General features: G+C 47.9%; 14 protein-coding genes. 6 read left to right on the top strand and 8 right to left on the bottom strand.

Translation table 11 applies throughout. The features are described 5' to 3' along the window. From EJV45_RS01165 to EJV45_RS01155, 3 genes are read left to right on the top strand one after another with little or no spacing between them, the layout of a single operon-like run. Positions 1-945 carry a hypothetical protein gene (locus tag EJV45_RS01165; protein WP_129713797.1) on the top strand — a complete coding sequence of 315 codons (945 nt, stop codon included), beginning with the start codon at positions 1-3 and terminating at the stop codon, positions 943-945. A 14-nt stretch (positions 946-959) separates the two neighbouring features. Next, the gene (locus EJV45_RS01160) at positions 960-1802 is read left to right on the top strand and encodes an alpha-1,2-fucosyltransferase (RefSeq protein ID WP_129713796.1); all 843 of its coding nucleotides are present in this window, start codon (positions 960-962) and stop codon (positions 1800-1802) included. Between the two features lie 3 nt (positions 1803-1805). Continuing rightward, positions 1806-2726 carry a glycosyltransferase family 8 protein gene (locus EJV45_RS01155; protein WP_129713794.1) on the top strand — a complete coding sequence of 307 codons (921 nt, stop codon included), beginning with the start codon at positions 1806-1808 and terminating at the stop codon, positions 2724-2726. Here the strand turns inward: EJV45_RS01155 and EJV45_RS01150 are convergent. From EJV45_RS01150 to EJV45_RS01125, 6 genes are all read right to left on the bottom strand, one after another. Continuing rightward, a complete protein-coding gene (locus EJV45_RS01150; RefSeq protein WP_129713792.1) occupies positions 2723-4069 on the bottom strand; it encodes a flippase in 1347 nt (448 codons plus the stop codon). The genes EJV45_RS01155 and EJV45_RS01150 overlap by 4 nt on opposite strands. Positions 4070-4147: 78 nt before the next feature. Next, positions 4148-5359 carry a glycosyltransferase gene (locus EJV45_RS01145; protein ID WP_129713791.1) on the bottom strand — a complete coding sequence of 404 codons (1212 nt, stop codon included), beginning with the start codon at positions 5357-5359 and terminating at the stop codon, positions 4148-4150. 10 nt (positions 5360-5369) lie between these two features. Then, complete coding sequence (locus EJV45_RS01140; RefSeq protein WP_129713789.1) at positions 5370-6800, bottom strand: O-antigen ligase; 1431 nt, start codon at positions 6798-6800, stop codon at positions 5370-5372. Positions 6801-6974: 174 nt separating this feature from the next. Next, positions 6975-8126, bottom strand: a complete 1152-nt coding sequence (locus EJV45_RS01135; protein WP_129713787.1) for a glycosyltransferase — start codon at positions 8124-8126, stop codon at positions 6975-6977. 12 nt (positions 8127-8138) lie between these two features. Then, entirely contained in the window at positions 8139-10307 is a 2169-nt protein-coding gene (locus tag EJV45_RS01130) for a lipopolysaccharide biosynthesis protein (RefSeq protein ID WP_129713785.1), read from the bottom strand. Between the two features lies 1 nt (position 10308). After that, entirely contained in the window at positions 10309-11028 is a 720-nt protein-coding gene (locus EJV45_RS01125) for a TolC family protein (protein ID WP_129713784.1), read from the bottom strand. Between the two features lie 699 nt (positions 11029-11727). Between EJV45_RS01125 and EJV45_RS01120 the strand changes: the two genes are divergently transcribed. The 3 genes from EJV45_RS01120 to EJV45_RS01110 are packed head-to-tail and all read left to right on the top strand — an operon-like array spanning position 11728 to position 18319. Continuing rightward, complete coding sequence (locus EJV45_RS01120; RefSeq protein ID WP_129713783.1) at positions 11728-15390, top strand: gliding motility-associated C-terminal domain-containing protein; 3663 nt, start codon at positions 11728-11730, stop codon at positions 15388-15390. Positions 15391-15392: 2 nt separating this feature from the next. Further along, on the top strand, positions 15393-16310 hold the full coding sequence (locus EJV45_RS01115) for a type IX secretion system membrane protein PorP/SprF (RefSeq protein WP_129713782.1): 918 nt from the start codon (positions 15393-15395) through the stop codon (positions 16308-16310). Between the two features lie 11 nt (positions 16311-16321). Further along, positions 16322-18319 (top strand): OmpA family protein, encoded by a 1998-nt coding sequence (locus EJV45_RS01110; RefSeq protein ID WP_129713781.1) that lies wholly within the window; start codon positions 16322-16324, stop codon positions 18317-18319. Positions 18320-18362: 43 nt separating this feature from the next. Here EJV45_RS01110 and EJV45_RS01105 read toward each other — a convergent pair whose 3' ends face one another. Beyond that, complete coding sequence (locus EJV45_RS01105) at positions 18363-21383, bottom strand: glycosyl hydrolase (RefSeq protein ID WP_129713780.1); 3021 nt, start codon at positions 21381-21383, stop codon at positions 18363-18365. Beyond that, positions 21383-24121 (bottom strand): alpha-L-rhamnosidase, encoded by a 2739-nt coding sequence (locus tag EJV45_RS01100; protein ID WP_129713779.1) that lies wholly within the window; start codon positions 24119-24121, stop codon positions 21383-21385. The genes EJV45_RS01105 and EJV45_RS01100 overlap by 1 nt, the downstream gene beginning before the upstream one ends. Positions 24122-24350 lie beyond the last annotated feature (229 nt).

Here is a 24350-nt window from a genome sequence, read left to right as displayed (position 1 = left end):
ATGCTTAGAAACACACTAAACAAGATTTTCAGTCTGTATGTACGCCTGCGCTACGGAAACATGCATTGGAGTCTACGTTATTACTACCGCGATACGTATTACTGCATCTGGCTGCAGGCAAAATATTTGCTGAAAGATTACGTCTTCAAACCGCGGTATAAGGTTACGTCGTTCGATGGCGAATTTGCGCCCGAACTGCAGTTTGCCCTTCCCTTTGCCTACTGGCATTTCAAGAACGGAACCCTGAAGAAAACGGAGTCCTCAAAATTTACCCGCGAACTCTATTTCTTCTCACCAGACCACGAGGAGAAATATGAAAGCCGCAGGCCTGAGGGTAATTACAACTTTGAGATGCCGCGCATTTTATACAGTCATGATTATGATATGAATAAATGGGCACAGGTTCCGCTGAAACAAACGTACACAAATGAAATCTATAGGTTCGATAAACCCGTGCTTGTCATTGCGAACCGGTACAATATGGAATGGGACGGGCCACCGATCAGTTATTTCAGTATCGAACTGCTTGATCATGTTATATCTGAACTAAAGGGTCGTTACACCATAATCTACAACAGGCCTCGTCCGCAAAACATCACCATGGACAACAGTGATATTTATGATATGGACGAATACAGTTGGCTTGAACAGAACCATCCGGAAGTCATTCTGCTTGAAGACCTATGGAAAGAAAACCGGGCGAATGCAAGAAATTTCAATCATCTGCAACTGATGATTTACGCAAACGCCGCGAAGTTTCTTTCGATTCACGGCGGAACGGCCACATTGGCGAGTTATTTCGGCGGAACAAACATCATTCTCAGCAAACAGGGGCCTGAGCATCATTTCGGATGTTACCATAAGCTCTATCCGAAATTCTCAGGAGCCACCATTCTACACGCGAAAAACGATGAGGAAGTGAAAAACTATATCCGTAACTACTAAATGATGTACAGCGAATGATTGGTGTAAAATTTAACGGCCGTCTCGGGAATCAGCTTTTTCAGTTTGCATTTTTTTGTTACCTGAAGTCGCAGGCACCGCGCAAGACCATTTTTTTTATCAATCCGCATCATGCAACGCTGGGCAGATATTTTGACCTTGGCGGCTATAATAACCTGACCCTAAATTCAAAAATCTATTCAGTTTTGGCACGTACGTTAAGCCGTATGATCCCGCTTAAAAGGAATTACATTCAGAATATTTATGTTCCAAAGCCGGTCGAACCTATAGACCGGACACTGTATACCGGCTTTTTTCAAACCGATTTTTACTACGAACGCACACCTGAACCATATAAGCCGGCCTTCAAAATCAAACCGAAGTATACCAGGCAGTTCGACAGGATGTTCGGCGAAGATTTTAAAAACAACAAAACTGTTGTTGTGCACATCAGGCGAACGGATTACCTGACCTACAAAAAGCGGGACATCTCCTTGCCGATCACATATTTTGATGAGCAGCTCCAAACTATTGATAATCTGGATCAGTATAAGGTCTATTTTGTTAGTGATGACATTACCTACGTGAAAGCTTACTTTGGTGAAAAACCAAATTTCGTATATTCTTATAATAATGAAATTATCGACTTTCAAATCATTTTGAACGCCGATATCAAAATCATATCAAACAGCAGCTTCTCTTGGTGGGGAGCATACCTTTCAGGCAAACAAAGCCAGGTTATTGCACCAAAAAACTGGATGGGCTTCCGGATTGGGAAAGAACACCCCAAACAGGTCATGACCAAACGTTTTACCTGGCGGGATGTTAAAGACCATGCGCATCCTGAAAACAAGAACTAATCAATGTCCAGCAGCGAGAAGATGAATATGTCGGAGAAAATAACGCTCGTAAGCATATGTGATAACAATTATGCGGTCATGTTATGCGCGCTTCTATGGTCTATAAAACAAAACCACCGGACCGGCGAGCCCATTGAATATCACATCATCGACGACCGCATCAGCGATCTGAATAAGGACCGCATTGAACGGTCTGTCGCTGGACCTGCATTCGTAATCAACTGGATCCCGCTCAACGCCGCGTTGCCGGCAGCGGCAAGAGTGCCTCTTGATTTCAGTATGTACCCCATAAATATTTATGCCAGACTTTTCATCGCCGAAACGCTTCCGGATCTGGACCGCGTGATCTATCTGGATGTAGATATCCTGGTAAACGGCGAGATCAGCGAGTTATGGAACGTCGATCTCCAGGGAAAAATCGCTGGCGCCGTACTGGATCCTTTTGAAACTTTTGATCATCCGCTCGCTGTAGCAAATTACAGGGAACTTGATCTGCCCGGCAAGTCGCCTTACTTCAACAGCGGCGTTCTTGTGCTGGATCTGCTGAAGTGGAAAAAACGTAATCTCGGCGAAGAGATCCTGAACCTCATACAAAAAAACAGCAGGTACGCCGGATTTCCGGATCAATATGGACTCAACGTCGCGCTTGCAAACGAATGGACGCCTATTGACCCCTCGTGGAATGGTTTTGCCCCGTTTGCATACGATGAGTTGCCGAAGCTGATTCACTTCATTCTTAAAAAGCCTATTTACTGGGATTATAAGGGAAATATGTCGTTCAGAAAACTGTTCTTTACATATCTCCGCCAGACTGAAATGCGCCGGTTCAGGTCGCGTGGGCCGGCCAGACGCATCGTAAAAAAGGTTATGAATAAAATTAAGAAGTTCTGGTTACGTAAATTCCCAAAAAATCAGGCTGTTTAGGTGCCGGCTTCCGGAATCTTTTTTCTGATATAGCGATTCCAGAATTCGGGATAAAAGCGGTAGGCGTAGATCAGGGCATTAAATGCATTTACGCCCAGTTCTTTTCGAAGTATAACCTGGGCAACAATAAAACCGAAAACATTTGCGATCAATGTGGAGTATGCCGCCCCCATAACGCCGTATCGGTGTATCAGGAAATAATTGAGTACCAAAACAACAACCGCATTTTGAATCACGACCAGTGAAGTAACTCTAGTTTTTCCTATCGAATCCATGATTACGCCGAACTGGCGGCCAAATGGTCCGAAAACACAATACAGCAACGTGATATTCAAAATAGGCACGGCATCTGCATAACGATCGCCTGCAAGCACCCGCAGAAAAAAGCTGTCAAAAATATAGATAAAGATCACCGCCGGGATAACCATGGCCAGGATAATACCGACAGAACGCTCATAGAGGTATTTCACTGCGCCTTTACCTTCTGTCTCAATACGCTTCGCACTTTGCGGAAACACGATCGTAGCAACCGCATTCGTGGGTATATCGATCAGGTTACCAATCCTCACTGCAATATTAAACGCACCCGAGGCAACCGGCGAAATAATTCCCGCAAGCATCCACTGATCAATTGTACCTGCAAGAATCGAACTGACCCATGTAGCAAAAGCATATTTGCCGTAATGGAAGATACGCAGCGCCCAGCCTTTGTCGAACATGTATTTGAAGTGGATAAATTTCCGCGTGTATATCCAGGAGATGACAACCCCTACAATTGAACAAAAAATCTGTACCCAGACCAGCGTTGTAAGATCTGTCTGGAGATCGCCAAAAAACACTACGGCCAGAAACGAGCACAAAATTATTTGTCTTACTGTGTTGCTCACAAAAACGCCAACGTATTTTAGATTTGCCTGTTCTACACAGTTGATCTGTGTAATGATGCCGGAAAAAATAAATACGATGTTATAAAGATGAAACATCGGCTTTAATTCGGGCGCATTAAGTGCATCGGCCAGGTAGCCTGAAAAAAGCAGATTCAGCACGATACAAACAACTGTCAGCGAACCGCTGATGGTCAGTGTAGCTGAAAAGATGTGATTGTGCTCTTTCGCATCACTGCCTGACATAAATTTAATCAGCGCGCTTTGTACGAGGCCATTCCGTATAAACTCCAGAATGGTAATGGTTTGCATATACAGGCCCCAGACGCCATAATCGTGTTTGTTCAGAAGCCGAACAAGGATAAAAAATGTTGCCAGGCTCAGGATGGTACCCGAAAAGTTTTGAATCAGATTGATCAGGCCGGACCTGATCCAATAATTATCCTTATCACTGCTCATTGATAAATAGGGTTTTTTGCTCGCTTTCTGATTCGGGACGCCTGTAAAAACGCCTGCTTCGAATATATATAATAAATGTTAAAAACTGGCGTTTTTCTTCGTTAGCCCCGAGGCCAGGATCTCCGCAAATTCCTCACCCCGTCGCTCCCAGGTATTATCTTTCGCAACGGCTTGCCTCTGAGCCGTATGGACAGGCCCCTGTTCAGTAAGGGCTTTTCTTATCGCTGTTCCAAACTCGTCGGCGTTTCTGCAAAAAGCAACCGTATCTTTTGTAAAGGCACGCAAATCCATATTAAAATCGGTCATGACAACGGGTTTTCCCGCTCCGAGATATTCAAACAACTTAAGCGGAAAAATAGTTGCGCTTACTTCATCTTTTGCGAACGGGATAATGCAGACGTCAAAGCCCTTCAGTACGGCCGGCATCTCCTCATATCTCACCGGACCGGTAAAATGTACATTAGGCAAGCTGTTTAACCCATCGGGAATAAGCCCGCCGGCAACCGGCCCTGCAAATACAAATGAAAGATCAGGATTATTTTTTGCAACCTGCTGCAGCAAAGAGAAATTCATGCGACGCTCAATGTTACCCAGATAGCCGACAACCGGCCCTTTTATTTCGGCAACTGAGCCGTGTACGGCAAGCCCCGGCTCGGAAGCACGGCTGCTATGCTCAAAGTCAGCTGCATTCGGTACAAAATAGGTTTCGGGGTTCAGGGCAATGTGCTGATCATACAACGCTTTACTTGTGCAGATGACAAGATCACTGGATTTGACAAGCTCTCTTTCAGATTGGAGACCATGCCGCCTGTCATATGGCACAATGATCGGATCTACCGCATGGTAGACGCTAAGCCCTGGGTTTAAAGCCTTTCCAACGCCGGGATAATGGAAATTGAAAGCATTGATAAAGATATAGTCTTTGATTCCCTCTCGTTTTATGACGCTCTTAATACGCTTAATGATCCGACGCTCATTACGTTTAAGCAAAGTGCGGTAGAGCCAGCCTTCAGGCAGGAAGTTGATGGTTAGAACCGGCGGACAGATCAGTATCTTAAGTCCGGGCAGATCGGTTTCCATGACGCCCGCTGCACCGCTACTGAAGTGCGGCTTCCGGATTAAAAATTCGAGGCTGTCTTTCTGTCTCGCGCAATCGCGCGTGGTAAATGGGTTATCGACATAATACACCGTGTTGTTTTTAGCCAGTTCGCGGGCGATGGTATAATTCGTTGAGGCGAGCCCGTCGAATTTCATCAGGCTAAGAATAAAGATCGTTTTGTTTTTGAGCATGTTTCGCACTTTACTGCAGAATTGACGTAGCGTTTTGCTCGTCATCAAGTTTTTTGCATGCAACGATCATCGCTGCAGATAAGTAAAAAAGTATGTTGTTCGGGAACTGCACCAGCGCTTCCTGAGGATAATTTCCTATACCCAGGGCAAAGATAACCAGGACCATGGCAAGCGTATACGTTTTAAGTTCCGGGTCGCGTATCAGGTAATAGTTATTAATGCCTGTTCGCAGGATGACAAACATCAGGGTGCAAAAAATTCCGAGGCCGATCCATCCAAGCTCTACGGCGACGCGTACATACCCACTATCCGGAGGAAAGTTGGCAAGGAATGAGTAAGGCGCAAAACGAACACCCCAAACACCTGTCGCCCCCAGCCCACCGCCTATCGGGTGACTGAGAATATAAGGCTGTATGCGTTTCTGGTTCATCTTCCGGAGGTTAAATGACGCGTCATCAGATGGGGTAAACGCCGATTGAAAGCGCGCGATGGCCGGGTTAGATGTTGGAAGCCTCACAAGCAGCAGGAAGAAGATGCCGCCGATCACGGCAAAGATCAATACCCTGCGGTTATAATTCATCACCGCCAGCAGCACCATGGCCGCAGGCAGCAACACGTATGCGCCCCGCGTTCCGGAAAAGAGCATGACAACCATAAACAGGATAGCCAGTGCAGCCAGAATGACCTTTTTCCATATCTGTAGCCTGCCGAAGATCAGTACGATACAGATAATTGTACCGATAACCATATTGTATGAAAAGGCCACCGGATCTGAGAAGATTGAGAATTTTCGCCAATGGCCGTCGATAAATAAGAGATTGGTCGTGAGCGGATCGCTGATTGAGTTCAATTCGAACTGGGAAAAACCGAATACTTCCTGTTTAATGGCATAGAGAGCGGCGAAAAAGCTTAAAGTCAGCCACATCTTTAATATCCACCTGATAAACCAGACACGATCAAACTGGTAACAGAACACAAAAAAGAGGAGCATAACAGCCGCCACACTTCTGATGGTATATAACCAGGCCATACGCGACTCAGCTACCGGATTGGCTACCTGCACAAGATTATAGGTGACCCAGATCAATACCAGGATTGATATGGGCTTGTTCATGAAACTCCAGTCAGGTCTCTGCTTCTGTTTGATAAAGAAGCCGAGGATCAACAGCGCCTCCATGCCGTCCATAAGCGTTCCAAGCGGAAAGTTGATTACCCCCATACGAATAACCCACATGACAAGAAAAGCCATCAGTATCAGGACCATGATCCCAAATTTCGGGCGGGTTACCACGAGGTAAACCAGCGGGATGCCAGCTACGAGGGCACCAATGGCTCCCGCCCCAACAATGCCCAGCATACCGATCAGCGCTGAAAAAAGCAGGCCGCCGATCGTAAGGACCAGGTACAGGGCTGTTTTTTTATCTGATACAACGCTTTTCATTCTCGACGTGTTTTGGTTGGTCTTCAGGCCGGATGCTATAGGAAAAGAATTTTGACAAAAAATGCAAAAACACTGATAAAGGCAAGAATGATAGCTGCCTTACGAGATAGCTCTTTTACAGGGTCAAGTCTGATCGTCTTTTCCGGCTTTTTATCGGGGTTCGTTCTCATGTTCTCAGTCGTGTTTTGTTGCAACCGAACGCTGGTTCGCTTTTGCGGCGAACAGCAGGGCGCGTACCTGCAGCCAGATAAATTTCGGAACGTGCGCCAGCGCTCTGAATATCCTGGGATCTGTTCTGCCCTGCAAAAGCGCAAGAAAGAAGCCCGCTATAAAACATATAAAACCTGCTAACCATAGCAGTACAGCTGTACCGGATATAAAAATGTTAGCGGTCATACAGCAAAGAGATAATAGCAGGAAGATGAAAAGCGGCGGTCTGAGTAATACCAGGCCAAACAAAAACTGATTGATACTGAAACGCATCAGGCCACGGCCCGCCAGACCAAAGCCAAAATAGAAAAACGAAAACCAGGTATTGATCCATCTGGAACGCTGGTTAACGAGTTGCGATGCCTGGGTCGTTTTTTCGTCGAACACAATGGCCTGCTGGGCAAAGGCAATCCGCTTATCTTTCTGTACAATTTTATTTTGCAGCACTTTGTCGAAGCCCGCCCCCTGCATATCGAAGTTCTCCAGACAGTCCCTGTAAAGCCTTGTCGTAAAGGCCATGCCCGAACCGGCCAGCGTAGCTGAAGAGCCTGCGCCATACAGTAATTTCCCATCATAGAAATGGTAGTAAAGATCGCGCGCAGCATCCAGGCAGGCAAGTGTGGTGTTCAGGTTCTTGGGCTCACGTACGCCCTGAACGGCTTCATATCCCCTGTCGAAGAAAACATTCAGCTCATCGAGGTATCCGGGGGCGGCAATATTGTCGCTGTCTATGATGGTAATCCGGTTATGCGCTCTGACGAAGCGGTTGATAGCATAAAAATGCGACCGCACATTGCCCGCCAGCACGCTTTCAGGCCAAAGCAGCACCACCTGCTCATGAACAAACGAAAAACTGTCGGGGGCACAATTATCAAGTACTACATAGATAATGAAGTTTTGATAACGTTGTTCCAGCATGGAACGGATCGCAGCCGGCAGCTGATGCGTTTGCTCATAGGCTGTAATAATGACAGCGTAGTCTGCAGGCTGCGCAGCCGCGGTAAATGACCGCGTTCCCTGCAAAGTTTTTCTCAACGCGTAAAAAACGTATAAAAAGAGCGGGAACACGAGATGAAACCCGATCAGTGCCTGAATGATGATCCACAAAATCTTCATACATCGTTTTTTTTACCGGCTTGCATCTGCCCCGGCTTTATTCAGTACCCAGCCAAGGAATTTCGGCTTTAAGGATTCAAGGAATGTAACGTGCGCCTTTTTGTCGTCCGTTAGCGACTGGTCAGTTTCAAAAACCGACACCACTCCGTCTGCATAATCCAGCCACTCTCTCGACTTGTCGATGTGTACCAGTGATGCAGTCTCAACCAGAATGACATCAAAGTGTTTTTTTAATGCTGAAAGCCTCTCACTTACAGTCTGCGCATCGATGAGTTCCAGCAAAGACTTATCCCCGCCCTGGTTACCCAGTGCGAAGACATTCGCACGATCATCCGGAACCTCCCCGATTTCACCCGAATTGAGGTAGTTCTCGAGCATAAGCGGTTGTTTCATGATCTTCGTAAGGCCTGGGTTATGGAAATTACCATCAATAAGCAGCACCCGCCGGTTGGTAACGGCAAACGCATATGCAAGTCCCAGCGTAAGCAAAGATTTACCTTCGCGGTCATTGATGCTGTTAACCATCAGCACCTTGCTTTCATCGGGCGTAAGCCCTACGTCTTTGGCAATTTCCAGACGGATTGACCTGATCTGGTCTTTGAAGCGCTGCAGGTCTGCAGGAAGCGAACGGCTTTCCCATAGTGACTTCATCTGCAAACTGCTTACATCAATTCTGTTTAGTTCGCTCAGAACGGGCAGGCCGGTTTGATTGGCCAGGTCTTTCGAATTGCGGATTGAATTATCGAAATAATAAATAATGAAAAATACAACCAGGCAGAATATCAGACCGATCACACCGCTGATAATAACCAGCAGCATTTTCTTTGAAGGAACCAGTGTACCCGGCATGGCATCCTGCACAATGCGCAGTTTGCCTGAAAATCCTGATTCCATTTTGATCTGGTTGTATCTGTTCAGGATCTCGAGATATTCCTTGCTGGCTACCTCGATATCCCGGTCGTAAGACTGAACAACAGCCTCATTTGGCACAAGTGAACTAAACTGGTTGTTCAGGCTGTTAATCGACTTGCTTAAGGAAGCAACGCTGTACTTCGCCAGGTCTAGCTGGATCTCCAGATTTACTTTCTGTGTGCGCAGGCTCTGTGCTGTCGTAAGCGGGTTACTTACATAGTTATCATTTACGGCATTGATCTGGGTCGAAAGTACGTTTTTCAAAGAATCGATGCGCGGCTGGTACCACTCATCAAAATCGTTCTCCACATACTTGTCGTAGAGATTCCTTAATTTTTCGCGTGTCTCGGTAATTTGCTGATTTGGCCTGATGAGTGTAGCCTCTACATATCTCCTGGCATCCGGATCAAATTTAGCATCAATACTCCGAATAGCACCGCTTATCGAAGCTACGTCTTTTTCTGCCTCTTTTTTCTTTGCCTCAAAAGCCATCATCTGGCCATATATGCTCGACGATTGTTCGCTGATATTCAATACGCCATTTTTGATTTTATAATCCTGCAAAGCCAGGATCTTATCGTTCATGGTCTTAAACTTTTGTTTGAGCAGGTCTTCGAGGTAAGCAACCGACCGGTTGTGGTTTTCGCGAAGCAAGAGTGAATAATAATCCAGGAATTCGTCGGCAAGGGTGTTGATTACATAGGCCGAAAGCTGTGGGTTTTCAGATTCATACTGCACATAAATAAAATCGCTGGAACCAAGCCTGAATATGTTCAGTTTGTTACGCAGATCAGACTCATGATATTGCATGGAATGCAGCAGTTCATCCAGATTCTTCTGTTCGGTATTCGTCAGGTTCAGGCTCTGCTTGGAGCGATATTTTTCCTTGAATACGGCGATTGCCCTTTTTTTTGCCTGCGGGCTCAGGCCCTGAACCATATTACTCGCTGAACGGAAAGGTCTGGTACCTTCCATGTCATTCAGGATTAGACGGTAAGAAACAAGATCGATGATCTTCTTCAGGCGCATCATTTCAATCAGGTTGCTGAACTCCTGATTAATGCGGTTTTCCTGCAGCACGTCAGCGCCAAGAATACTCGGAACACTTTGTGTATTATCTACGATCCCGGTTGCAATCTGAACCTGCGACGTGTACATGTCGGGCATTTTCCTGGTCAGGAAATAGGTAATTACAACCGTAATAATGGGTACCAGAATCAGAACATATCTGTTCCTAAGCAGCAGCCGTATAAATTTCTTAAGCTCCATGTTACTTGATTTCCTCCAGTCTTTTTCCAAGCATTTCTTCCAAAGCGACTTTGGCTGTCAGGAAGGCTCCTTCTGCGGTAATCTTACTTTGTGTCTGCGCACTGACGGATGTGAGCCCTGTGTTGTATTCTGAAAAGGTCACAGCCCCTTTCTCATATTTAGCCCTGAGATCCCTGAATGTGTTTTGAATGTCGACCAGCCCTTTGGTCTGAAGCTTCAGTACCTCCAGCGTTTGAACATACAGGTAATAGCGCCTTTTTACTTCCGCTTCTAAAGTCAGGACATACTCTTCGCGATTGGTCTGGGCAATGCGGTAGTCGATCTTTGATTGCCTCACATTGTACGGTTTTTGAAAAAGCGTTCCCAGATTAATGCCTACGCCAAACTGAAAGCCATTCAGCAGTACCGGGCTCAGCGAGCTTCCTGTCTCAGGTGCACCGGTTATCGGGTTGGTTACGGTAACGTTGTTTTCCGGTTGTCTGACATAAGACAGATTGAAAAAGTCGAACCAGGAAACGCTTTGCCTGCCAATGTCAACTTTTGCCCTGGCAACCTGGTCGTTAAAATTGCGCATACGCGGATAGTTTTCCTTGGCTGTTGCGATCAGCTTTTCCAGGTAAACCAGAGAGACCTCGCTCATCATGCTTTCCTGTGCCCGTACCGGCCGGCAGAATGCCGAAAGAAACATAAAAAATACAATGCTTCGGGTAGTAAATTTCATTCAATAAGGAATATTATCGGTCATAAATATAAAAGCTTTCGCCGAAAAGAAAAACATGGGGTATCGACTCAAGGGACGAGGCAACATTCAAGCCAAAGGCACCGTTCATGCATGCACAGGATAAAGCATTGACTCTTAATAACAATTTTCGGCAGTTTTCTGAGCGCCAAAGTAACGAAAAAGAGCCGAATGGCGCCGGCGTTAACTGATAAAAAGATTGTAAGAAGTCGCAGTGGTTCATGCGGCTGGACCTCAGCCGATATTGAAAGGTAATTCCGGAGGCCGGATCTATCACAGAAGAATACGCGCCAACAACATCTGTATACCTTCCTGTAACCTGATTTCCACACATCCGAGAAATTAATTGTGCAACAATTTCCCCACATATGATTGGCTTATACAAGCTATCAGTAAATGATGTAATCATTTATGTTATAAACTTCAGTCCGGAATTTTAATAAACATTAATTGCTCTAAGCGGTCCGGATGAACGCACCAACCGGATTGAGGCACGCGCCGTGCCCCGATACCGTTTTAAACGTTAAAAATTTTGTGGGAAATACCTACTTTTACATTGTAATCATACCCTCCTATCCTATGCGGCATGTTGGTTCTCTATCGAGACCAATTGCAATGGCTCAGGTTTTGACTATAAGATGGTATAGTATGGTTACCGCGTTACACTACTAGATCATCATTATGGTAAAAAAGTTACTCTCTTTTCTGTTGCTCTTTTTTCTTGTTGGTATTCAATACCTCGCTGCGCAGCAGGCAACATTTCCGTATGTCTTCAGCTTTCGGAACTCGACTGCCCCTTACACGTTTTTTGGCGGCGATGCTCCGGCATTCCTGACCGCCGGAAAAGGCCCGATTGCGGGCCCGAACGGCACCACATTTACTGACGTGGAAGGAAACGGCTATCTCCGACTGACCAGCAACCTCGAATACCAAAAGGGGTATATCTATAACACTACTTCTTTTCCATCCGTCAATGGATTGAAGATTGACGTCGAGTATTATACCTATGGTGGTACAGGCGCAGACGGCATCTGTTTTTTCCTGTTTGATGCATCAGCAACCTCAAATTTTTCAATCGGAGGATTCGGCGGCTCGCTTGGTTACTCACAGATCAATATTCCCCAGGGCGCTTCAGGTGGCGTAAGCAAAGGTTATCTGGGTATCGGTATTGACGAATACGGAAACTTTTCAAACGCCAGCGAGGGCCGGCAGGGCGGCGATGGTTTCAGACCTGGCTCCGTAACCCTAAGGGGTAAAGGTGATGGTATGGACTTTAACAATCCGGCGAACTACAGATTTCTTAAACGGTTTACACCGGGCGACGAAGCAAGTCCGCCGTTTGCGCTGATTCCCAACACCAATACCCGGAATAATAACCCTTCAGATCCCAATTACAGGCGCGTGATTATTGAACTTGCTCCCGCTAACGTAGGTTATTCAATCACCGTGCGTGTAATTACAGGCGGCGCCACCCCGGTTACGCGCACTATTATAGAGAACTATCAATATACAGAGGCGGCACCCGCAAATCTGGCATACGGTATTGCAGCATCAACAGGTATGCTGACAAATTTCCATGAGATCCGCAACGTACGTATTGAAGAGTATAACACAGCCTATGCCTCGGCAGCAGATATTGCCATGGTTACCTGCCAGGGGTCTGCCGCAACGACCAATGCAACGCAAAGTGCCGTACCATCAACCGTTTCAGGTACAATTAATCCAGCCTCTATAGATTTTGAGCCATACCTGCCGGGTGTACAGTCGTCCCTTACCCTACCCGGCCAGGGAACGTTTACGAGCAATCAGCAGACAGGCGATATTATTTTTACGCCCGATCCTGCAGCTGCTCCCGGAACAATTTTCGCTTCGTACTCGCTGCGCGATAATCTTGGGAAGGCTTCGAATCCGGCAGAGATCCGGGTTACGATCTCAAACCAGCTAACTGCTGATGCGGGTCCTGATCAAAATGTCATTAAGCCGGCTTCCTCAGGCGTAACCGCACAATTAGCAGCCGTAGCTCCTGCAGCCGGTCAGGCAGGTACCTGGACCATTGTGTCTACCCCGCCAGGGACCACGGCACCTGTATTTGCCAATCTGAACCAGGCAAATACGACTGTTTCAAACCTGTCTGCAGGCGAATACACGTTCCGGTGGACGGTTTCCGGGGGCGGTGCCTGTCAGGGCGTAGATGAGGTTAAACTTACCGTTACAGAGGTATCGACGCCGAAAATCGGTATCACAAAAGTATTGCAAAACCTTACTCTTAACTCAGACGGAACTTACACCGCACGTTTTCTGTTCACCCTAAACAACTTTGGCGATGTTCCCCTTCGTAATGTGAGCCTGCGGGACGATCTGGCGGCAACGTTTGCCGGAAATGCGTTTACCGTGACCAGCAAACAGGTAACAAGCAACACAAACCTGGTTATAAATAATGCCTACAATGGCAGTACAAATACAGAACTTTTAAGCGCACAAAGTACGCTTGCGGTGAACGGATCGGGGACCGTTACCATGGAAGTCCGCATTACCCCGACCGTGTATGGGAATTATGACAATACAGCGATTGCCTCGGGTATTTCGACAACCAACAACACCCCGGTTAGCGCAAGTTCCACAAACAGTGCGACCCCAAGCCCGAACAATACCCCTTCGCCAACGCCGGTACAGCTTGTTGCACCATCACCAAAGATCGGTGTAACCAAAGTGCTGCAAACGCTGAACTACAACCCTGATGGCAGCTACACCGGCAGATTTTTATTTACGCTTACCAATTATGGCAATATTGCCCTGCAGACGGTCAGTCTTCGCGACGATCTGGCTGCAACATTTGCAGGCAGCACATTTACGGTTACAGGTAAGGCCGTTATGGCGGGTTCAGGCCTGACCATCAATAACGCTTACAACGGCACGACCGACACAGAGCTGCTCGGGACGGCCAGTACCCTGGCTATCGGGTCAAGCGGACAAGTTACGCTTGATTTCAGGATCACGCCATCGGTTTACCGGACTTATCAGAATACGGCTATCGCATCAGGTCGCGGCGCACCCGGATCTGCGCCCGTGACGGCAACTTCAGCAAACAGTGCCACCCCGGCACCTGATCTTCCGGCATCGCCGACCCCGGTTCCCCTGCCCGCTCCGCCAGCGAAAATAGGTCTCACGAAAACACTGACAAGCTCTGTCAAAAATCTGAACGGCAGCTACACCATTCGCTATCTGTTTACAGTGGGTAACTATGGCCAGGCCCCGCTTAAAAATGTCAGCGTAACAGACGACCTTGCCACCGTCTTCAGTGGTGCAAACTTTACAGTTGTATCAAAAACCGCTAACGGCACGCTTACCGTTAATAATAACTTTGACGGAAACGCCAGCAAAGACCTGTTAAATCCGGCAAGTACGCTGGCTATTGGTGCAACGGCCCAGATTAATCTCGAGCTGAACGTGACCCCGACAAGCCGTGAAGGAACTTTCCTTAATACTGCATTTGCTACGGGCGCATCGGCCTTAGACAACACCCCGGTCACCGCCAATTCTGCAAACAGTCTCAGTCCGGGGCCTGACCTTCCGCCATCGGCTACACCGGTCGACCTGGTTGTGCCGCGTCCGGAGATAGGGCTTACAAAAGCAGCAACCGAGGTGGTAAAGGCACCAGATGGTAGTTATAACATCACCTTCCTTTTCAAAGTGACCAATTTCGGGGTGGTTAATCTCGAAAAAATCAGCCTCATCGATGATCTTGCCGATGTATTCAGGGGCACCACCTTCCGCGTAACAGAACTTACAGCCCTGGCTGGTGCAACCTTGCGGGTAAACAGCGCCTTCAACGGCACAACGGTTAAACAAATGCTTGACCCGGCAAGTACGCTGGCCGTAGGAGTTACGAATCAGATACAGCTGAAAATGAACGTGTTGCCAACAGAACGTGAGGGAGCCTTCCAAAACACGGCAATTGTAGAAGGAGCGTCTGTATTGAATGGGAATATTGCATTTAAACTTTCATCAAATACGCTGACTCCAAGCCAGACAAACCAACCTTCTACGACACCCGTAGATCTTAAACGGCAGCCGCTGTTTATATCGGGGGGCTTCTCGCCGAATGGCGACGGGATCAATGACAAATTCATTGTGAACAATGCCGGTAACCGCAAGGTCAGCCTTGAAGTATTTAACCGGTGGGCTAACCGGGTTTACAAAAACACGACCTACGATAATAGCTGGGACGGCAGGTGCAACGTTGGCCTTCACATTGGCAGCGAAGTTCCGGCTGGCACCTATTATTATGTTGTTATCCTTGACGACACAGAAAAGTACGTAGGTTATATCACGATTAACAGATAATTATGCGCAGTTTTTTTAAAATCTTCCTTTTTGTACTTGGACTGATCAGCACGGCACAGGCCCAGCAGGATGCCATGTATTCTCAATATGTATTTAATATGATGGCCATCAATCCGGCTTATACCGGAAACCGGAATGCAATTTCCGCATCAGCGTTCTACCGCAGCCAGTGGTCGGGTATTGACGGTGCACCGCGAACCGGAAATGTGAGTGTTCAATCGCCGCTGAATGGCGAACGGATGGGCCTCGGGCTTCAGGTTTTTGATGACCGCCTCGGTATTACCAGTACAACAGGCGCCATTGCAAGCTATGCCTACCACCTCACGCTGAACAACGAAGCCAAACTTTCTTTCGGCCTGAACGGAAGCGCCATGCAGTATAAGGCAAATTATGGTTCGGTCGACCTGGGCAGCGGTTCAGGTCTCGATCCGGCGTTCAGCCAGAATGTAAGCAAGACAATTATAAACGCCGGCGCAGGTGCATTTTACCATACGGAAAAATTCTATGCCGGCATTTCTGCACTCGATCTCATTCCGAACAAACTCAATGAAAACTCTGAGTTGAGCGCCAGCCAGGTACCACATTTCTTCTTTACTACAGGTTACGTTTTCCCGGTCGGAGAAGATTTCAAATTCAAACCATCTGTCCTGGTTAAAGCTGTAAAAGGTGCCCCTGTTGAAGGCGACATCCAGGCAACCTTCTGGATCAAGGACTTTATCTCGATAGGCGGACTTTACCGTACAAATGCTGATGTTTCCGGCTTACTGGGCATTCAGATCAGTCCGCAGTTCTATCTCGGCTATGCCTACGATGCGAGTACAACAGCCTTGAAACGATTCAATTCAGGCAGTCATGAGATCATGATCCGGTATGAATTCAGTTTTGACAGGAACAAAATCTTATCTCCAAGGTTCTTCTGATTAACGAGCACATGAGAAAAAAACTATTTGTTATATGCGTTCTGGTCACTGTCGCCTTCGGCGCCCTGGCGCAAAACTTCAGTACGCCAAGGCCAAAGGAAAATGATCAGTTGCTGAGAAAAGCAACCGAAGCGTATGAGGCCTTTCAATATACCGTTGCCATCAATACCCTGCTCGAATTTAAAAAGAAGTACCCTTATTACGTTCCTGCTACCGAAATGCTTGCTGACAGTTACCGGCAGACGAAAAACTATGAGCGGGCACTGCACTGGTACGGACAGCTTGTTACAGAAGAAAAGGTTAAGCCTGAGTGGGCGCTCCACTATGCTGAAGCCCTTGCCAGTAGTGAGCAATATGAATTGTCTGAGCAATGGTACCGGAAGTACCTGACTTTGGTACCATCTGACAAACGTGCACAGGCATTTGCCCGCACTGATGTGAGAAGGTTTACAAAAAATTCGGGCGACTGGCGGGTTTTTTACACAAATATCAATAGTCCGGCAACCGAATATTCGCCCATTTATTATAAAGAGGGGCTGATGTTCAGCAGCAACCGGACGGTGAATAGCGCCTATGTTTTTCAATGGGACCGTTCGGCCTTCACAGACCTGTATTATATTGACAGGCTGGATCGCGTGGAGCTTGATACCGCAGAGTTCAAAAACAAAACGCTCATGCCTGCCAGGAAGCTGAACGGCCACATCAACAGCAGTTATCATGAAGGCTCTGCGATTATACTCCCTGAGGGATCTCTGATGTTTACCCGGAATAACTATAATGCGGGCCGCAGCCGTACCAGCAGTACAGGTGTGAACAAGCTGAAACTTTTTACTGCTAAGGGAAAAGATTGGAACGAGATTGAAGAATTTCCTTATAATGATGATGAATATTCAGTCGGTCATCCGGCGCTTAGTCCAAAAGGAGACGTGCTGATTTTTGTATGCGATAAAAAAGGCGGCTATGGTGGTACCGACCTTTACTATTCTGTCAGAACCGGCCCTGAAGGTCTTTGGGGTAAACCAGTTAACCTGGGTCCCAAAATTAACACTGAGGGAGATGAGATGTTCCCTTATTGGGACAAAGACAACAAACTGTATTTCTCCTCAACCGGTCATCCCGGATTGGGCGGCCTGGATATATTTGAAACGACGCTCCGTGATCTGAAACCACTTTATCCGCCGGTCAACCTTGGCAGCCCGATCAATTCACCTGTGGATGATTTTGGCATTATTACGAACGACGAACGCGATAAAGGCTTCTTCAGTTCCAACCGCACCGGGAATGACGATATCTATGCCTTCGAACACAAAGTTTTCAAAATAACGTTAACCGGTCTTGTTATTGATGCTCTGACCCGCGAGCGCCTTGCAAACAGTACGGTTGCGATAGCTGCCGACGGTGCAACGAAAATTGTGAAGACCGATGGCGACGGCAAATTTGCGCTTGAGCTCGAAAAAGAGACGGATTATGATTTGCTTGCTTCGAAAGCTGCTTATCTGAATAATGGAAAGTTCCTGACAACAACCGGCATCAAAACAGATCAGAACCTGAACGTGGTGATCGAACTGCGTAAACCGGCCACCGATCAGCAATGGGTCCTGGATCATTGCGATTCACTAAAGCGCGTTTTTGTGGCAAATCCTGTTTATTATGACCTGGATAAATACAACATCCGGAGCGATGCACAGCCAGATCTGAACAGGCTCGCGGCCTTGATGAAAGCGCATCCTGAAATGTCTGTGATCACGTCAAGTCACACAGATACGCGTGCTTCGGTAGCTTATAACAAAAAGTTGTCTTTAAACAGGGGCAACTCAGTAAAAAGTTATCTCATTTCTAAAGGGATCAGTGCAAGCCGGATTCGTGTTGAGTACTATGGCAAAAGCCGCCTGGTGAATAATTGTAATGATCAGCCATGTTCAGAAGCCATGCAGCAGCGAAACCGGAGAACCGAATTCGAAATTCTGATAAACGGGGTAAACCTGAGCCGGTTGGATTGCGACAAATAAAACTTCTTCTGTAATCAAAAGCCCGGTCGATCCCGGGCTTTTTTTATGACCACCGCAACCTTACAGGACCTAATAATCCGGATGGCAAGAGTTTAGCATCCTTTTTCAGCTGAATATTGGTGTTTGTAAGCCGCTGTTCTTTAGGGAGCGTAGCATCTTTAATGAGGCGGTTTGGCCAAAGGTTAATCACAGTAATCTCCAGTCTGTTTTCGCCGGTACGCAGCCCGGAACTAACATCCAAATGCCATGGAGCTGTCCATACAATTCCCATATTCTCCCCGTTCAAACGAACTGAAGCTATATTCTTTACGGTTCCAAGATCTAAAAACACGGAAGAAGCCGGTATGGCAGACAGCGAAAAGCTGGTTTGATAAATTGCTTTACCTGAATAAAAGCGAATGCGCTCGTCATTGTGCAAGGTCCAATCAGATAGCGTGTCAAACAGAACCGCATCAGCAGGGCCGCCCCACTCCTTTTCAAACTGCACTGTCCAGGACTTGTCGATGACGAGTTGACTTCTCATGGGTGTGAAAACAGCCGTGGGGCTCTCGGTCTCTATCGTCGATGTATTACTTCTGCGGAAGACCACAAACCAGGATTGGAAGGCAGCAAATTCGAGGTAAATATCTGCCCGTCCGGACCGGCGGCGGCAGCTGACAGGTCGGGTTTTACCAGATACCGGGTCCCATAATTCTGCCGCTCCCGGCGCATCGCGAAAGCTACAGACGGCAGCAGCATCTTTGCCGCGGGTGTTTGAAACAAAATAAACCTCAGCCTCGGGCAGAGACCGGTGGATAAAGTCAAGTGTATGGCTTTTCCGATCCGGGTAATCAAAATCAGGCAAAATCCCGTCAGCGAAGAGCAGGTCGCGAATTGACATTCCCCAGATCAGACGACCCTTTCCGTATTTCTTTTTGCGGTATTGTTTGCCATCGAGTCCGGCCCATAATTTCGCCGACAGCGCTTTTAAAGTGCGGTCACACTGCGGATAATTTTTCAATCCGGAGACCTGCCGGGGCGGTGCACCGATAACTGTTGCTCCGCGTTCAATGAGCGAGACAATTTTTTGCAAGGCTTCCAGCGACATGCGTGCTAAGTCAGGCAACACCAATAGCCTGTATGTCATTCCATCGGGCAGCAACAGCTTGCCATTCTTGGTATCCAGGCGCTGCAGCAGCACTTCTTCATTGCAGTGGTCGTAATCATAACCTATCCCCAGACCGGGAGGGACATGTTTTTGCGGTACCAGGTTGGGAGCGAAATCGCCGGTATAAAATAAGACATCAGCAACGAAACGTCCGGCTCTTAAGAGGTACTGCGAACGCGCGACATAACTAAAAAAGGGGGCGGACAGTTCCCACCAGGTAACATTGGGATTGAAGTGCGTGCCTGCACCGTATTCATAACCCGGTTTCCCGTCTGAAGGCCGTGAGGCGGTGCTTGTATGAATAGCGATGCGGTTTATGCCTTCGCAAAATGCCCTGTCCAGCGACTGTTTTAACGATCCCGGATAGTCGAGCCAGTGCCGCATGCTGGTAAAGGCTTCGGCAGAGGCGCTTTGTTTACCGTAAGTATGTGCAGCAGAGGCAACCATCTTCGTCACCTTGTTCTGGCCGCTGTCTAACCTCGATACACCGTATGGCTGGTCGGCCGTCAGGCTTGATTCGTCTTCATGGGTATTTCCCAGCCAGAACTCGCCCATCGGAAAATCACTTCTGCCCAGATTTTTCATGCCGTCCATGCACATGGTTCCTGAACGGCTTGGCCCTGCCGACTCGTTCTGCACCCGCATCCCGTGCTCATGGCAAAGCGCTGCGAATCGCCCGTAATGCTCATCGGCCATACAATCGGCCAGTGTCTTCCTGTAATCGTGCAAAAACCTGTCTGAGATTTCCGCATCGCCGATGATATATCCCGAGAGGACAGGCAGATACGGTACCGGGTCGTAGCCCCGGTACCTGATGAATTTATCGATTATTGCGGGCGTCCAGTTCGGAAACCCGTCTTCAAAACTATCATCGCAAAAATAAAGCGGCTTATTACCAACCTTTGCAGCCTCTGCAATAAACATTTTGCCCAGGTGTTCGAACTGAATCTCTACGCCACGCCTGTCAAACCAACCGATGGAAAGGCCGTCTGCTTCGGGCTGTGCAATCATCAGACGGGAACCGGTCATCCTGTGCCCGGTGCGGATTATTTTCCAGCGTCCCGGCGGAACTTTCCAATTCAGGTGGCCCCTCTCGTCCACATACTGTCTCAGATCGATGACTTTATCAACCGGTACCGGGTTATCGTCAGGCAGCCTGTCCCATTGGTACAAAGCCGGTCCGTATACATCACTTGCGCGCGCCCAGTTGCTTGCGTCACGCCTGTTAGCTTTAGCCGGCAAAACAGCGGCACGTTTCCCTTGAACCTGGCTTCGGTCATGAACCGGAATGGCGACTACCGCCGTATCCCTGTAATCGAGTTTTTCAAGCGGCAGATCGATATATTCTTTATAACCGGGCGGATTAAATACATGTTTGTATCCGGCGCGTGCCGCGGGAAGCGGGAGCGCGCCTGAAAATATCTGCGGACCTGTCAGCTCCATCTCTGCCTGAAGGTACCACCTGCCTGCCTGCTCAGGCTCGATCCAGGGTCCGCCCATACACCAGCCGGAGCTCATGTTAATACCCACTCCGATCTGCAGACGCAACGCTTCAGCCATGGCATGCCGGTACAGGGCTTTCCAGTCTTCAGATAAAAACTTTGCCCCCTGGGGATATGGCACGCCGCCCAGTCCGCCGGCCGTATTAACAAGCAAAACTTCGGCTATGCCCTTATTTTTGAATTCTTCAAGGTCTCGCGTAATCCCTTCTTTGTCTACCCGCCCATTAAACCACCACCAGTAACAGGACGATTTTGATTCGTCAGGCGGGTCCAGGAATCTGCTTTTTAGTGACTCAAAACTTATGCGGTCTGAGCCTGCCTGCGAGCCGGCCGCCTTTAAGAGGGCACCAGGGAATGCAAGCACGGCGGCACCATACATTCCGAGATTAATAAACTCCCGTCTTTTAAGCGGCATTATTTTGTCTGGTTATATGTAAATATGTAATGTCCGCTTCCGGCTTCCAGTTCGATATCATTTCCATGTGTGACCGGATTGGTTATACCTTTAGCGCTGCTCAGTGGTTTGCCGCTTTCGAACACCTTCATCCCTGCAGCGCCAGGCAAAACGATCCTGGCCCGGCTGTTTACCGGCACCCTTACTTCTAACTTGAACTGTCCGCTGTTGATATGCCAGCCGGAATACACCTGCCCATAAGCTGTTTCAAGCGATGCTCTGACGTTGGTAAAGTTTCCACCCGGACGGGGCGAAATAAGCAACTCCCGGTAAGCGATAGAACCCTCCTGCTGATCGATTCCTGCCATATTGCGATACATCCATTCACCGATCGCCCCGTAGGCGTAATGATTAAATGAGTTCATGTTCGGAGTTTGGAATGTGCCGTTTGGCTTAATGCCATCCCAGCGCTCCCAGATTGTGGTCGCTCCTTTTTTAACAGGGTATAACCACGAAGGATACGTTTCCTGCAGCAGCAGCCGGTATGCAATATCAGCGTAACCGAAACGACTCAGCACATGGCACAAATAGGGTGTGCCCAGGAAACCGGTGGTCAGGTGGTAGTTATAAGATTTTATATTGTCAACTAACCGCTCAGCCGCCTGCGCGCGAAGACTGTCCGGCAACATATCAAACTGAAGGGCAAGTACATAAGCAGTTTGCGAACTCGAAACCATGCGCCCGGATGGTGTGACATATTCCCGCATAAACGCCTGTTTAATGTCTGCCAGCATGGCGGTGTACATGGCTTCATCCTCTTTCCTGCCAAGCACTCTTGCCGCATTAATCACGTTTTGAACTGACGCAGCCCAGAATGCCTGCGCTATAAGATATTTGTCGGTAATGGCCGACTTGCCATCGCGGTCATCGTCGATCTCGTAGAATAACCAGTCGCCGTAATGCCGGCCGCTGTTCCAAAGATTGTTCTTACTGATCCCCTTGATGTAACCCACCCAGGCTTTCATGCTGTTATACTGCGTATCCAGCAAGGCACGGTCTCCATACGTGCGGTAAAAGTTCCAGGGTATAATGGTTGATACATCGCCCCAACCCGCCGATCCGGAGTTTGCCTGCTCTTTGATATCCGGAATTACCGCTGGTACCATACCATCTGCCCGCTGATCGGCACGAAGGTCCTGCAGCCATTTGATAAAAAAACCCGAGACATCCATATTAAAGGCAGCTGTATTGAAAAACACCTGCGCATCGCCCGTCCATCCCAACCGTTCATCTCTTTGCGGACAGTCTGTCGGCACATCGATGAAATTACCTTTTTGTCCCCATTGTATGTTTTTCTGCAGCTGATTAACCAGTGCATTCGAAGTCTCAAACGTGCCCTGTCTGTCCATGTCAGAATACACAGCACGTGCATGCACTGTGACGCTGTCAAGCTGCCCTGTATAGCCCTTAATGCGGATGTATCTGAAGCCCTGCCAGCTGAACAGCGGACTATACCAACGCTCCTGACCATCAAGCATGTAGGTGTTCTGCTGGGCTGCTGCCCGCAGGTTTTCTGTGTAGAAGTTACCATTTTTATCAAGTACCTCGGCATGCTGAACCTGTACTGAATCGCCAGCCCGGCCCGTTAACCGCAGCACAGCCCAGCCTACCAGGTTCTGACCAAAGTCTATGAGCACATCTCCCGCCGCAAGCCTGGTGATTTTTTTCGGGTTAAGCGTTTCCTGACTCCGTACCGGCGGACCAAACTGCGCAACAAGTTTTGCTTCAGGCCAGGCGATGACCCTCACACCTTTCCAGCCAGTTATATTAAATCCCGGTAAAGACGCATCATGCGCACGAGAGGCATCATAGATTTCGCCGTTGTAGATGTCTGAAGCGCGTACGGGTCCGTCGAAAGAACTTTTCCAGCTTTCATCAGAGACGATGAGTTCCTGTGTCCCATCTAGATAAGTAATGACCAGCTGATACAACAGTCCCGCTTCCTTACCATAGATACCCCGGCTTTTCTTATAGCCCAGGTTACCGCGATACCAGCCGTCGCCTACGGTTGTCAGCGCTGCGTTTTCACCTGTCTTCAGCAGGCTCGTCACATCGTAGGTCTGATATTGAATGCGGTGATTGTAGGATGTCCAGCCGGGTGCAAAGTAATGGTCGCTCACCTTTTGTCCGTTCAGCATGGTTTCATAAAGACCAAGGGCGGTGGTATATAACCTGGCAGACCTCACGTGCGATTTAACACGAAATGATTTTCTGAAATCCACTGCCGGGGCTGCCGCGCCATTTGTCTGCTGCTCGCTGCTTATCCACTTTGCTTTCCAGTCTGAAGCCTGGAGCAGCCCCATTTCCCAAAAAGCCCGCTCTGACCACTTAGATAACTTTTCGTTTTGATCCCAGGTGCGCACCTGCCAGAAATACCGTCTGCCTGATAAAAGCGCTGGCCCATTGTAACGAACGTTTACACTCTGCTCGGAGCTGATCCGACCAGTGTTCCAGATTACCTTTCCTGACAGGTCTTCGGTAACACGAAGCTCATAGGCCCGTTGCATACTGCTACGAACCTCGCTTTGTTGCTTCCAGCTGAAGGCAGGGTGCAAAACATCTGTACCGATCGGATTCTTTTGATAATTCGTTCGCAAGTCAGTGATACGAAGCTGGGCATGGGCGCTGCCTGCTATGAATACTAACGAAAGCAAACAAAAGTGATACTGGCGCAGAAATTTCGACAGATAATCCTTCATATGAGGCAATATTATATTTGGTTTTCATAAAACTGCTAAAATATCGCTTTATGACCGTCCTGTACTGTCATGACAAAAGCATTTAAAAACATTTCAATAGGTTAAATTAAACATCAAAATAATAAGCTAAACATATATTGGCAAAATAATTCGAAATAACCATCCAAGCAATCTCTGCACTAAAACCGCTCATTTTTCGTGAAAAGTACCGGACGAAGGGCGCCACGTC

Origin of the sequence: Pedobacter sp. SYP-B3415, assembly GCF_004138205.1 — a bacterium.
Taxonomy (GTDB): Bacteria; Bacteroidota; Bacteroidia; order Sphingobacteriales; family Sphingobacteriaceae; genus Pedobacter.
Note: the sequence above shows the minus strand (reverse complement) of the source record. Positions and strands in the feature narration are given on the sequence as shown.

Bases quoted from the DNA above. Each gene is read 5' to 3' on its own strand.
- EJV45_RS01165 (WP_129713797.1), top strand. From the start codon at position 1: ATGCTTAGAAACACACTAAACAAGATTTTCAGTCTGTATGTACGCCTG.
- EJV45_RS01160 (WP_129713796.1), top strand. From the start codon at position 960: ATGATTGGTGTAAAATTTAACGGCCGTCTCGGGAATCAGCTTTTTCAG.
- EJV45_RS01155 (WP_129713794.1), top strand. From the start codon at position 1,806: ATGTCCAGCAGCGAGAAGATGAATATGTCGGAGAAAATAACGCTCGTA.
- EJV45_RS01150 (WP_129713792.1), bottom strand. From the start codon at position 4,069: ATGAGCAGTGATAAGGATAATTATTGGATCAGGTCCGGCCTGATCAAT.
- EJV45_RS01145 (WP_129713791.1), bottom strand. From the start codon at position 5,359: ATGCTCAAAAACAAAACGATCTTTATTCTTAGCCTGATGAAATTCGAC.
- EJV45_RS01140 (WP_129713789.1), bottom strand. From the start codon at position 6,800: ATGAAAAGCGTTGTATCAGATAAAAAAACAGCCCTGTACCTGGTCCTT.
- EJV45_RS01135 (WP_129713787.1), bottom strand. From the start codon at position 8,126: ATGAAGATTTTGTGGATCATCATTCAGGCACTGATCGGGTTTCATCTC.
- EJV45_RS01130 (WP_129713785.1), bottom strand. From the start codon at position 10,307: ATGGAGCTTAAGAAATTTATACGGCTGCTGCTTAGGAACAGATATGTT.
- EJV45_RS01125 (WP_129713784.1), bottom strand. From the start codon at position 11,028: ATGAAATTTACTACCCGAAGCATTGTATTTTTTATGTTTCTTTCGGCA.
- EJV45_RS01120 (WP_129713783.1), top strand. From the start codon at position 11,728: ATGGTAAAAAAGTTACTCTCTTTTCTGTTGCTCTTTTTTCTTGTTGGT.
- EJV45_RS01115 (WP_129713782.1), top strand. From the start codon at position 15,393: ATGCGCAGTTTTTTTAAAATCTTCCTTTTTGTACTTGGACTGATCAGC.
- EJV45_RS01110 (WP_129713781.1), top strand. From the start codon at position 16,322: ATGAGAAAAAAACTATTTGTTATATGCGTTCTGGTCACTGTCGCCTTC.
- EJV45_RS01105 (WP_129713780.1), bottom strand. From the start codon at position 21,383: ATGCCGCTTAAAAGACGGGAGTTTATTAATCTCGGAATGTATGGTGCC.
- EJV45_RS01100 (WP_129713779.1), bottom strand. From the start codon at position 24,121: ATGAAGGATTATCTGTCGAAATTTCTGCGCCAGTATCACTTTTGTTTG.